A 13,061-nucleotide genomic window follows, 5' to 3' on the forward strand; every position below is an offset into this window, starting at 1 on the left:
AGTGAGATATTACAAAATAATGTTTGATGATGAAAGAAGCAAAAAAGAAGATATTGTATGTACTTCAGAAGAAGATTTTCTAGAAAAATATGAAGTAAAACAATATGATTTAAATGAGGGAAAGTACTTTGATGATTGGAATAGTAATTTTACATTCTACTATAATTCTAAAGAAGGTACTAAACCTACAGATTTATTAGCTAATAATTTAGGATGGTTTTTAATATCACAAGATTTTCAAGATATATTAAAAAATATTGGAGTGTCAGAAGTACAGTTTTTGCCAGTTAAAATAGTTGAAAAGAATACTGGTAAAAAATTAGAGGGATTTTCAGTTCTTAATATTATTTCCCTGTCCGATGCCCTAGATTTAACTCATTCCACTTATACAGAAATTGAAGCCAGGGGACAAAAGTATTTAACAATAATAAAATATGCCTTAAGCAAAGAAAAATTAAATGGTTTCCATATTGTTAGGTTACAAAATAGTAAATTTGCATCTTTTGTATCCCAAGTAGTAAAAGAACAATTGGAAATTAACAAAATTACAGGATGTGATTTTTTAGAAGTTAAAATTATATAAAATCTCATAAGGTTTCTATAAACAGACAAGTTCCCCTGGAAACTGAAAAATCCAGGGGACTTTTTTCTTGTAATCTACTCTTCCAATTAGAATAGGGTATTATTTTTTTAGCTGGAGGGTACTGTCAATATTGCTGGTAAGTGGTGGAGATCCTGTAACCAGAATATTTACAGCCAGCTAGACCAGATCCTCGTTAGAAATACATCAAATTTGCCAACCTCCCTTCGGGCGTTACACTTCAGGCAGCCAGGCCCCAGCTGGAAAACTTGCCTTATGCGACTTCCTATGCCAACTCTTCCCGCAGCGGGGAAACACTTACCCTTCCTTCGGGATTGTTTTCGGCTTCCCAGGGTACCATTGAAGCCTGGGTCAAACCGTTACGGAATTATGACAGCTCCACCAGCAATAGTATCCAGATGATTACCGATGTCGCCGGTACAGGAAACAACGGCCTTCTGCTGGCAATCGACCAGTATGGGAAATTCTATACCCAGGCGGGGACGGGAAGCAGCGTCGTCAAAGCGATCTCCACCACCACAGCTCAAAAAGACACCTGGTACCATGTGGCCGGAAGGTGGAACGCCAGTGGCCTTTCCATCTTTGTCAACGGAGTCAAGGAAACCACTACCCCCGCTACGTTAAATATCAGCTTGTCTCAGACTCCGATGGTCGGCAGGCAGTCTACGGTGGATATCCGTTACCTGGACGGACTAATTGACGACTTAAGAATTTCCAATATCGCCAGAACGGATACGGCGATCCAGGATTCATATAATCTGATGAAGCCCACCGGCACTGACAGCAGCAGCACGTACAAACTTAACTTCGATCAGAGCTTAAGAGCGGTCTACCAGCCGACCGGCTGGAGCAAATCAAGTCCAAACGGCAGGGTCAACCAGGCTGAATATGATCCCACAGCGCCTTATGGCGGCAGCCATGTCCTGCATATTAATCCGGGAACAGATGCGAGTGCTTACCAGTGGACAGATTATATTGCGCTAACCGGAACAAGTGAAAATTTTATTGTGAGCGGGGACATTAAAGCAGAGGGTTCAGGCACGGATGGCGTCCGTCTCCATGTTTACTGGTTTGACTCAAGCTATACCGAAATAGCACAGGATCGCTGTTTCGTTATTAACCAGACTCAGGACTGGAAACGCTACAGCATGTCCCTTACCCCTCCAACCAATGCCGTCTATGCCAAAGTCATGGCCATTGCCTATACCGGCTTTGACGGTTACTTCGATAACATCCAGTTTGAAAAAAGTTCCCAGGCCAGAGACTATAACTCTTTAGAAAATTCCTCCTTCGAACGGGACATGACCAAATGGACCGCCTCCGATGGCAATTCCAGTATTACCACGGAAGACAAATATTCCGGGACCAAAAGCTTGAAGATCCAGCGTTCCACTACTACAGGAACTTCCTATGTAGAGTCCCAGACCGTCATCCCGGTGAGAAAGGGCCAGTCCTATAGCTTAAGCGGTCTCTTAAAGACCGACTTCGATAATCTGGGGACCGATGGCGGTGCCTGGGTGCATATCTACTATTACGATGAATCAGGTACTTCCCTTAACGACTTTGCCACCAAACTAATTACCAAAGACAGCGGCTGGACCAAGTACGTCTATGTAGTTAAGTCTACCCAGACTACTCAGAATGGCTTCTTCAAGGTTAGGCTGGAAATGAAGAATGCTTCCGGTAAAGTTTATTTTGATAATATTCGTTTTAGTAACGGTGTCCAAACTACTCGAAACGAATATGACGCAAACAACAATTATGTTACCAAAGCCATCAACCAGCTTGGTAAGGAAATAAACTATGTCAATGACAGTTACGGCCAGGCAACCCAGGTCACGACCCCTACGGGTGAAGTTACCCAATTCTCCTACGACGGTCAGGAAAACTTGCGGACAGTCACGGATAATGCCGGAAACACGGCGACTTATACCCAGGACAGCAACGGTAATGTCACGGACGTAGAGATCAAGGAGAACGGGACAACATCTGTCTACAAAAATTCGTTCGAGTATGACGAATACGGTAATATGGTCAAAGAGACAGTCAAACCCAACTTGAGCCAGCCGGCCAATGACGAAACGACCGAATATCTCTATGACGAGTCCGGCAGGCTGACGGGGAAAGTCAATCCCGGAGACAGTCCGACCAATTCCAGCGTAACGTTAGGCTATGAATATTCCGGTCTGGACATCCTGAAAATCCTGAACGGTCCAAAATATTCCTTTGATTACAACCTTGAAGGACAGGTAACCAAGGAAGAACTCTTTAACAGCAGCGATACTAAGATTGGTGAATTCAGCTACACTTATGACGGTATGGGCAGATTGGCTACGCTAACCGAAAAAGACGGAAGCGGTACTGAGGTCTCCAAAATAAGCCAGCCCACAGGACAAAGCATGTATTCCCAGACTGACCAGCTGAACGGGTTTGATCTTACGGTTAAACAGCAAACATCGAATCCGATCACCTACCTGTTCACTTATTTAAGCAACAATCTGGTCAAGACCATCACAGCCGCAGGCAAGCAATTTAATCTCTACTTCAACGAAGGCGGATTATTCCAATCCAGAGTAAACCCCAATAACACCGGTGACGAATACAAGTACAACGATGCCGGTCAGGTTATTGAGAGCAAGACTAACAACATTACTAAAAGTACGAATGGAAATAACACAACAACCGGTGTTTCCGCCAAATGGTCAAGCCTTTACACCTATGACAGTGACGGTAGGATTACGGCTATAACCGGTCAGGGTGCGGGAAGCCCGAGCGCCACTTACACTTACAATAACGGAACTGAAGAGCTCAACCGCCTGACCCAGGCCCAAATCACGTCTGGTTCCAATAATTACACCTTCGACTATTCCTATGATTCGAGGGGCAATATTCTGGACATGGATCTGTTAATCGGAGGCAGTGTCCAGAACCAAACCTTCACATATAACGACGATAACCAGATCACCACTTCCGGCTTTGTCTATGACAACAGCGGTAACCTTACCAGTGCTGTGGTCAAGGGAGTAACGTATAACTATGTCTACGACAAAGCCAACAGGCTAATCGAAGTCAAGGATGGCAGCAATCAGACAATAGCGACTTACACTTACGATTCCCAGGGACAGAGACTGACCAAAACGACAGGCGGCAGTACGATCACTTATCACTATGCGAACGGCGGAGTCTTGTACGAGACCAAGAGCGGCGATGCAGATAATATCCTGCATGCTCTGTATATTAACTCGCCGAGCGGCCGGCCGCTGGCGGTAAGCATGAACTACAATATTAATAATCCCGGATCCAACACCTGGTATTATTACCATTACAACGTTCACGGAGACGTAATTGCCGTAACGGACGGCAACGGAAATATATTCAGGGAATACGTTTACGATCCTTATGGGAATATATTAAGTGTAAAGGATGGAACGGGTAATTCAGTAAACATTTCAGCCGATTCAGCATTTAACCATACCTACACTTATGCAGGATACAGGTTCGATAAAGAAACCGGATTATATTATCTCAATGCCAGGTACTACGAGGCAGGAATCGGCAGGTTTTTGACGAAGGATAATGTGCTTGGGAACCCAGGTAACATTCAGACTTTAAACAGATATGCTTATTGTGGCGGAGATCCAGTAAACTGTGTTGACCCAAGCGGACAAGTATTCATGTTAATTACTGGAGGAATTGGAGCAGTAGCTGGCGGTATTATTGGTGGTATTGTAGCTTATAATAATGGTGGTGATTGGAAAAAAGGTGCATTGATAGGAGCGGCAGCCGGTGGATTAATTGGACTTGGCGCTGGAGCTGCAGCTGGAGTATTGTTAGCAGGAAGTGCAACGGCCTCGACGGGAGCAGTTATGGCCGGAGGGGGTGCACTCTTAGCAGGAGCTGTTGGTGGAACAACGGCAGCAGTTGCTCGGAATACGCAAAGAGTAGCATCAAATGTCGGAACTGTTTATGGCAAGCTTGGGACAGTAATTGAAAAAGCCCCAATAAATAAAATCAGCGGTATGGCATCAAGCCATCCGGTACAGCAAGCTATTAATAGAGGGGTATCACCAAACACTATAATAAATACAGTCCGAAATCCACAAGTAACACTTTCTCAATGGGGTGGAGAACGATTTGCGTATATATCCGAGAATGCTACAATAATAATGAATAAAAATGGACAACTGGTAACTGTATGGGCTAAAAGTGACTTTGGTCCATTAGTTATAAAAGCGTTAGCGGAGAGTAGATAGTATGAAAAACAAGTATTTTTGTCCAATCTTTCAAAGAGAAATTGATAACGGAAAATGTCTTGATATTAATTTCGAAATTGAAAAAATAAAAAAACCTGAAGAAATTATTTTGATTAAACGCATATTAGGTTTTAACGAAAGTAAAATAAAATGCATTTGCATGTCATGTAAAAACTATCCAATGTAAAATTATTATTTGTCAAGTTTTCTTAAATGAGAATTTAAATCATTTAAAATTTAGACTCTATTTTTCTGATCAAAGGCAGGTAAAATCGGTCACAATTAAAGAGAGAGTTGATTCTCCTCGGGAGGACCGACTCTCTTCCTTTTTCAATCAAGGAACCTGTCCCTTTGATTGTGATTGCACTTTGATTACAGCGTTTGAAAAAGGAGTACAAGCTCTAAACAATCCACTTTTAAGGACGGAGGTTTCTTTTAAAAATGCCTTAGAGGTTGCAAGAGGAACTCGTGGCTCTGTTCGATTAGACGTGCTAGAATATAATGCAAACAACACTTTAAAAGCAGTTTATGATTTCAAGACTGGCAGTGCAAATCTGTCGGCACAAAGAATTTCACAAATACAATCACACTTACCTGATATAGTTCCAGTTTTTATGATTAAATAATGGAGAGTGGAAAATGAATCAGGAATTAATTAACAAAAAGAACGTCTATGGACTAATTAAAAAAGCCTTCACAGATTTTGCTAAAGAAAATGGTTTTACCTTTCTTAAAAATGGTATCCTTGTGAGAATACGGGGAGACATTCTTCATACCATCTACTTTGACTTAGGGCTTAGCGGATTGGCCTGTGACATTGCTATTCAGCCACTCTATGTCCCCTCTGAGAATATAGTATTAAGTTTTGGGAATCGAATTAGTAAATTTAAGGTAAACATGAGTGAACGATGGCCCTATGGAAAGACGGAACACCAATTAGAGCAGACCTTAAAAGAAATTAAGGAACTACTAGAAAAAAATGCCTTAAACTGGTTTCAAGAGACAGGAACTCCACGAGGGATTGTTGAATTCATTCAAGCCGGTTATGCGGATGATCAGTCCTTGATATTGGGGCTTCCAAAATTCGTCAAGAAACAATACCTTGCATTTAGTTATTTATATCAAAATGAACTTGAATTAGGAACACAGGAATTAAGGAACTTAGAACAAGTCTTGGTAGATGATAGTCGTCCATGGGCGGTCGGAATTAAAGAATTATCAAAAAATATGCGAGAGTTAATAATAAATTGTCCAGACTTAGTGGAAAAAACATTGAAACAATTTGTATTAAAAACGCGTCAAAATTTAAAGTTACAATCAATTTAGTACTATCAAGACACTTCATTTTTTGAATTCTGCATGAGTTTTTGGTGGTGGAAATCCGGCTAAATCATGAGGCAAAAGGGTCAAGACCAAAATTAGCTTGGCTCTTCTTTTTTTAACTAGACATACTCCCGGGGGTATAGTGAGAGCCTTTCTTTGCTGCAGATAGCCTCCCTAATAAATTCAAGAGATTTCAATATTTATTTCTTAAATCAAAGCAAACGAGTCCGGCACTCTTAACGGTGGGAACGCTCCTTAGTCCAATGACCAAACCCAAACCCAAAACCAAATACTGGACCAAGTACGTCTATGTCATTAAACCTACTGAGATTACCCAGGACGGCAACGGTAATGTGGAAGAGGTGGAAATCCAGGTAAACAGGACAACTTCTGTCTATAAAACACTTTGAATACGATAAATACGGCAATATGGTCAAAGAGACAGTCAAACCCAACTTGAGCCAGCCGGCCAATGACGAAACGACCGAATACGTCTATGACGAGTCCGGTAGGCTGACAGGGAAAGTAAACGCGGGAGACAGTATAAATAACCCTTGGGTATGAATACTCCGGCCTGGACTTCCTCAAAATCTTAAACGGCCCCAAATACACCTTTGAATACACATTGAAGGCCAGACCACCAAAGAAGAACTCTTTAACAGCAGTGATACCAAGACAGGTGAATACGACCCCGACTATGACGGTACGGGCAGATTGGCTACCTTCACCGAAAGAGACGGCAGCGGGACAGATGTATCCAAAATCAGCTAGCCTACAGGACAAAGCATGTATTCAGCAACCGACCAGCTCAACGGGTTCAACCTCACGGTTAAACAGCAAACATCAAATCCTATCACTTACTTGTTCACTTATCTAAGCAACAATCTTGTTAAGACCATCACTGCCGCAGGCAAACAATTCAGCCTATACTTTGACGAAGGCGGACAGTTTATTTCCAGAACAAACCCCAATAATACCGGGGACGAATTTAAGTACAATGATGCCGGGCAGGTTATTGAGAGCAAGACCAACAGTATTACACAAAGCAACAATGGAAGTCAAGGATGGCAGCAATCAGACAATAGCGACTTACACTTACGATTCCCAGGGACAGAGACTGACCAAAACAACAGGCGGCAGCACGATCACCTACCATTATGGGAACGGCAGCGTCTTGTACGAGACCAAGAGCGGCGACGCTGACAACATCCTGCATGCGTTGTATATCAACTCGCCAGGAGGAGAACCGCTGGCTGTAAGCATGAACTACAATATTACTAATCCCGGTTCCAACGCCTGGTACTACTATCATTACAATGTCCATGGGGATGTTGTGGCTGTAACCAGTGCAGACGGAAGTATAATGGTCTAAAAAATCTTGTCGAGTTTTCTTAGACCATTATAGGCACAGTTCGTAAATCCAGAGAGTCACCATGCTGGAGCCTATAAACAGCAGTCCATGACAGATATGCGGAGTTCGCGTCAATGTGCATGATAATGCGTTTACCTTCCAAGTTGATCACCCCTTTTAGGTCTAAAGTAGTTGTAGAATAGAGGACCTGAGACAATTATGCCTATATCTGATAGGCATAATTGTATGTAATGCCGAGTGCAGCTCAGATTAACCAAATGTGCCTATCCACTTTTTACATATAATTCATCAATTGAGTACTGCTCCACTTGAGGGGAGTATTCCCGGAGAATATCTCCAAAGGCCGTACTGCATTGCATATATAAAAGATAATTTGGCGGAACAATAATCAGTTTAGGGCACTTTGCCTTCGCTTCATAAACCGATTCCCCGGTTTTGATACCATACTTTTTGGCGGGAATCGACTTCGTCAAAATAATTCCGTGTCTGGTTTCAGGGTTGCCCCCGACAACAGAAGGTACAGTTCGTAAATCCAAAGGATCACCGTGTTGGAGTCGGTGGACGGCTTCCCAGGACAGATATGCTGAATTGACGTCGACGTGAAAAATGATACGCCTGCTCAAAAGAAGTCACCTCTATATTTTGAACAAAAACCATTTGCCGGTACTTGGCTCAAATTTCAATTCAAAGACTTTTAATAATCCGTTAATCGTACTCTGGCATTGAAACGTAATCATTTTATTGCCTGCGAGTTTATCCTCAGACCGAAAACAGACATGTTCCACTTTAATGATGGTAGGGGAGTCTTGTTCCTGAATTCTAAATTTTAACGGTGTAGACATTCCGTCAACTTTGAAGGATGCTATCACTTCAATCGGTTTCATAACAGTTTTCATGAAGATCCCACCTAAAACGTTATTCTCCAGAACGTATGTTCGTATTATAGATTATACATTTGACTTGAATTTAATACAACATTTTGGGATGGTAATATTAGTTAAAGAATTAATATTGTGTCTTACTGATGAGAAAATATATAAAAGTTGGAGAGCCGTGAGGAGACTTGTTATGTATATTTGAATTTAGACAGCTAAAATTCTAAAAAAGAAAGAAAGATATAAATCTAAATCTAAATCGAATTCAACATAAAAGGTTACATTGGATTCTAATTACTAAACTCACAAAGAGCTCAAGGACTTTTCTTATTATAATTGTGTAAATACAATACGTAATGATGTTGTGTCAATATTAAAAGCGAATTCAATATATAAATGCGCATTTAATATTGACACAACATCAAAAGAGAGCTATTATGTGGTTGTGCTTAAAAATTATTATATAGGAGGTATCTGAAAAAATGTTAAAAGTAAGCAGCCATGCATTTGAAAGGTTATCCCTGAGACTTAGCCTCGATTCTGTGAAAAATAATAAAGAAATAAAAAATATGATAGAAGAATCATATGAAGTTACTCTTGAAGTTGCATCGAAACTAGTAAACATAATTCATAACAAAAAAAGAACAAATATTATATTGCCTTTGATCCGATAAAAAACGATCCTATTATTATAATTGTTAGGGATAATGAAATAGTTACAATATTAACCAAAGACTTGGATTGGCTGATGCCTAAAGTAGGTATTCCGAAAAAAGTTTATAAAAATAAAAAGTGTTATTCAATTTATAATAATTACAACGGAGATAAGTTAATCTGCTAATAAAGTATATTCTGTTAATTTAGAAAGGAGTTAAAATGGATAAAAAATACAGTCAAAGAATTATTGCAACCCTTGATAATGAAACTACTGCAATTAAGAATTATTCTTGTTTGAGAAACTTAATGAAAATTGCAGCTAAAACTTTTAAAACAACTTTAGAAGAAATAATTACTTTTACTACGAGGGAACGTTATGATACATCGGCAAGTCTTAGATCTGGGACATTTAATAATTACTGTCGAACTGGAAAAGTAAGTGAATATGCATGTAATATATTTTATGATTTTTTTGGAGGAAAAATTGATTTAGAGGTGTTTTTAGGGAATAGAAAGATAACATATAATGACTGTATTACAATGTTATCGGTCATGTTTTACCATATTAATCATCCGCAAAATGATATTAAGGTCAATGTATTTTATGATTATTTTTTAAGTATAGAAGACTTTGAAAACAGCATAAGTCTAGCACTTGCATTTTATTTTACTTCGAGTGAGGACAGGTTAAAAGTTCTATTTTTGACTGTTGATAATGATGATGCTAGTAATATTTTTATTTTTGACGAGGAGATGGAATATATTCAGCGCGAGATTGCTGAATCTATTAAACCTAATATCATTCAAGGGGTTGCGTCAAGAACTCATGGAGATTCTCAAGATGATTCTATTTTTAATGATCCATATAAATTTCTGTCGTATATGGAAAATTTAACGTCAAAGGTTGATTTAAATTTATCCTTGTCTCAAGGACCGGAATACATAAGAAGAATTATTTCGGCAATTGATAAACAAAAAGAGTATTTTGGATATATTCTAAAGCTAATCGAATTATGAAACTAGTTTGGTTACTTGAGTATTCAGATAGGATGGATTTGTGTTACTCGCGCTTAATAATATGAAAAAAATAAAGTAGAAGAAGGAAATTATATGAACCAAGATTATGATTTATGCCACTGTGGAAATGAAAAAAAAGTATCTGAGAAAGAGTGTAATAGATGTAATGAAATTTTAAATGAATGGATCAATTTGACATTCAAAAAAGGAGTCAAGAATCTTCATCAAAGAGAAGCTAAATGTTGGAGTTGTAAAACTAAACTTTCAACTTTAACACATAAGAAATGTCCTGCATGTAACTGGATAAAATGTGCATGTGGGGCGTGTGGATGCAACATCCCTCAAACCACTCTCAATTAGAAATTTCATTGTGAAGCGTTTAATTTGCATACATTGAGTAAGTGCTTACAGAAGCACAGTCATCGGATATACCGGCGGATGAAGCAACTTTGTACCGGTTAAAGAAATGGTTTCATCATATCATAAGCCTTGGGTCGTAGGTTCGATCCCGACCAGCTCTATCAGAAACATAGACACCGCATCTGCGGTGTTTTTGCATTTCCAAAACACTATAGAATTGAACAAACTAATAGATTTTAAGTAGGAAGTAAAAGCCGGGTATCTCACCCCAATCATTAACCGCAAAAAATATTGAAAATTTCCCAAAAATATTTTTCGAAGGGGGGGTACAAACAGCAAAAAAATCTGCTGATTAATAGAGGGATGTATTCTACCCCCTCGGAGGTCTTTGGAAATTGAATATGTGTTATATCCGGTATTTTCCCCGTATGTCCTGTAAAAGGAAAGCCAGATTGCAGGTACGCCATGATCACCTTTCCGGTAATGCTCGGATTGCAAATAAAGGATCAATGTAATTAATGAGTTGATGAAGGTAAGGTGGAAGCGATTAATACCAGTGCAATAAATAAATGTTGGCAGCATTTATGGCCATGACACATACGGAGGGATTATGATACTTGCGTGCAGTCGAGGTTAAGTCCCAGAGTGCGCCCCGGTCACTGACGGGGAGGTGAAATTCCTATGAGACGGTCAACCGCCGTCTGCCGGATAAAACCAATGACCTTAATAAACCAAAACAGAATATGGCATAGGGTATGCCTGAATAAGCGTAAATACGTTATCAAAACACAGGCATACCCTAAGGCCTTATACCATTTGAGCAACGTGGGAGGCGCCTTATGTACAACGATAGCCAGTTGAAAATAACTATTGTGTCAAATAAACCATCTGATCAGGCACTCAAGAGTTTTCAGAGAAAACTATATCAACTCCTGACTAGCAAAGAGTTGAATAAAGCGATTAATCCAGTCTATGACAGCAAAACTGTCAAACTAAGTTAATCTAAATTTGGCACCTTTGATTCTGTTCTTGTTCTAATTGATAATATTCACAAAGGCATTTTTCTGGGAGGTGATCATATTGGATATTGAGAGCAAAAAATTCATTATTCGGTATGTAGCTATATATATCAGAAAATCACGTGCGGAAAACATGGAAGATCTGGAAAAACATCGCATGGTTCTTATCGATCTCTGCAAAAGAAACAATTTCAAATATGTTGAATACCTGGAGGTCGGAACATCCGACAGCATCGATATGCGTCCGAAGATTTGCAAGCTTCTGAACGAAGTTGAGGAAGGTGTGTACGATGCTGTATGTGTTGTTGAATATGACAGGCTTGGCCGGGGCGATCTCGGAGAACAAGACCGGATTAAAAAAGCGTTTCAAAAATCCAATACCTTCATTATTACTCCGGATAAAATCTTCGATTTAAACGATGATGTTGATGATACATACGCAGATTTTAAAGGCTTTTTTGCGCGTCAGGAATATAAAATGATAACGAAGAGGCTGCGCCAAGGCAAAAAAATCGGGGCAAGGCGAGGGCAATGGACAAACGGGATTCCCCCTTTTCCATATGTTTATCAAACTTATAAAAATAAAGTAAATAAAAAAGGGCTTGTTGTTGATGATGACAAGCTCTCTATATACCGTGATATGCTTGAGCAAGCGCTAAAAGGTATTGACCCTAAAAAAATTGCGGAAAATATTAACCAAAGGGGAATTTTAACGATCAAAGGCAATTATTGGAGTAATGTTACTATTCAAAGGCTTCTGGTTGATGAAACTCACCTGGGCAAAATTATAAGCAATAAGACGCAGGGGGATGCTCACAAAAATAAGCGGCCGAATGCAAAGCCATATAAAATCATTCCGCAATGTGATTGGGTTATCGTAGAAAATTGCCATGAGCCGGTTAAAACGCAGGAAGAGCATGATCGAATTTTGACGCTTATACATCAGCGAAATAGTGTTCCTGTTGCAGGACGTAAGCAAAAGCATGCATTAACCGGTTTAATTAAGTGTGCTAAGTGCGGACATAATCTTACTTTTAATATGACTGAAGAAAAAGTGTTTGTAAAGCCATGCTGGTTTATTGACGCCTTTGGGAAAAAATGCGGTAATAAGGGTATCTCAGTAGATATATTGGAAAAGTTCTCAATTGATGAGATAAAAAAATATAACGATAACTATCTTATATCGTTTGATTCAGAAGATGCCGAAAAGGCTGAGATTATGCAAGAATTAATTTTGGAAAAAGAAATTACGCTGCAAAAGCATAAAAGGGCTTTAGAGCTTGTTAATGACGCCTATGAGCTTGGCGATTATACCCGTCATGAATGGTTATTGCGTAAAGAGAAATGGCAAAAATCTATTGAGCAGCTTAAATCTGAGATATATGAACTGAAAAGGCAATATCGTTCTACAGACAAAATAACGAAAGAAGAACGGCAAAAAAAATTATCTGCTTTTTTAGACAGCATTACTGCTGTCACGGAAAATGCGCAGCGAAACGATCTGTATAGAACCATCATTAATGGTATTATTTATTTACGGGAAAGAGATACTATAGAGATAAAAATTGATTTCAAATAAGGGAG

General features: G+C 39.4%; 11 protein-coding genes and 1 pseudogene. 10 read left to right on the forward strand and 2 right to left on the reverse strand.

What is annotated here, in order from left to right; genetic code table 11:
• The first annotated feature begins 1 nt into the window (after window position 1).
• The 7 genes from DEHRE_RS02130 (at window position 2) to DEHRE_RS02150 (ending at window position 7,549) form a co-directional block, all read left to right on the forward strand.
• Complete coding sequence (locus DEHRE_RS02130) at window positions 2-583, forward strand: imm11 family protein (protein ID WP_019225173.1); 582 nt, start codon at window positions 2-4, stop codon at window positions 581-583.
• Between the two features lie 266 nt (window positions 584-849).
• The gene (locus DEHRE_RS02135; RefSeq protein WP_019225174.1) at window positions 850-4,854 is read left to right on the forward strand and encodes an RHS repeat domain-containing protein; all 4,005 of its coding nucleotides are present in this window, start codon (window positions 850-852) and stop codon (window positions 4,852-4,854) included.
• Between the two features lie 368 nt (window positions 4,855-5,222).
• The gene (locus tag DEHRE_RS14595) at window positions 5,223-5,480 is read left to right on the forward strand and encodes a hypothetical protein (RefSeq protein ID WP_144284034.1); all 258 of its coding nucleotides are present in this window, start codon (window positions 5,223-5,225) and stop codon (window positions 5,478-5,480) included.
• Between the two features lie 13 nt (window positions 5,481-5,493).
• Entirely contained in the window at window positions 5,494-6,180 is a 687-nt protein-coding gene (locus DEHRE_RS02145; RefSeq protein ID WP_025205187.1) for a hypothetical protein, read from the forward strand.
• A 260-nt stretch (window positions 6,181-6,440) separates the two neighbouring features.
• On the forward strand, window positions 6,441-6,587 hold the full coding sequence (locus DEHRE_RS14745; RefSeq protein ID WP_019225177.1) for a hypothetical protein: 147 nt from the start codon (window positions 6,441-6,443) through the stop codon (window positions 6,585-6,587).
• 19 nt (window positions 6,588-6,606) lie between these two features.
• Complete coding sequence (locus DEHRE_RS14600) at window positions 6,607-6,741, forward strand: hypothetical protein (protein ID WP_144284035.1); 135 nt, start codon at window positions 6,607-6,609, stop codon at window positions 6,739-6,741.
• A gap of 322 nt (window positions 6,742-7,063) precedes the next feature.
• Entirely contained in the window at window positions 7,064-7,549 is a 486-nt protein-coding gene (locus tag DEHRE_RS02150) for a hypothetical protein (protein WP_156804680.1), read from the forward strand.
• A 275-nt stretch (window positions 7,550-7,824) separates the two neighbouring features.
• Here DEHRE_RS02150 and DEHRE_RS02155 read toward each other — a convergent pair.
• Both DEHRE_RS02155 and DEHRE_RS02160 read right to left on the reverse strand, forming a co-directional pair.
• Window positions 7,825-8,172 (reverse strand): annotated as a pseudogene (locus DEHRE_RS02155) (DNA polymerase Y family protein); the annotation flags it as partial.
• Between the two features lie 12 nt (window positions 8,173-8,184).
• The gene (locus DEHRE_RS02160) at window positions 8,185-8,445 is read right to left on the reverse strand and encodes a hypothetical protein (protein WP_025205188.1); all 261 of its coding nucleotides are present in this window, start codon (window positions 8,443-8,445) and stop codon (window positions 8,185-8,187) included.
• A gap of 461 nt (window positions 8,446-8,906) precedes the next feature.
• On the opposite strand from DEHRE_RS02160, the gene DEHRE_RS02165 reads away from it, so the two are divergent.
• The 3 genes from DEHRE_RS02165 to DEHRE_RS02175 all read left to right on the forward strand — a co-directional run bounded on the left by DEHRE_RS02165 (window position 8,907) and on the right by DEHRE_RS02175 (window position 13,056).
• Complete coding sequence (locus DEHRE_RS02165; protein WP_025205189.1) at window positions 8,907-9,098, forward strand: hypothetical protein; 192 nt, start codon at window positions 8,907-8,909, stop codon at window positions 9,096-9,098.
• 202 nt (window positions 9,099-9,300) lie between these two features.
• Window positions 9,301-10,098: a hypothetical protein gene (locus DEHRE_RS02170; protein WP_025205191.1), complete on the forward strand. Its 798-nt coding sequence runs from the start codon at window positions 9,301-9,303 to the stop codon at window positions 10,096-10,098.
• Between the two features lie 1,440 nt (window positions 10,099-11,538).
• Complete coding sequence (locus tag DEHRE_RS02175; protein ID WP_025205193.1) at window positions 11,539-13,056, forward strand: recombinase family protein; 1,518 nt, start codon at window positions 11,539-11,541, stop codon at window positions 13,054-13,056.
• Window positions 13,057-13,061 lie beyond the last annotated feature (5 nt).

This window comes from Dehalobacter restrictus DSM 9455, assembly GCF_000512895.1.
GTDB classification, from domain to species: domain Bacteria; phylum Bacillota; class Desulfitobacteriia; order Desulfitobacteriales; family Syntrophobotulaceae; genus Dehalobacter; species Dehalobacter restrictus.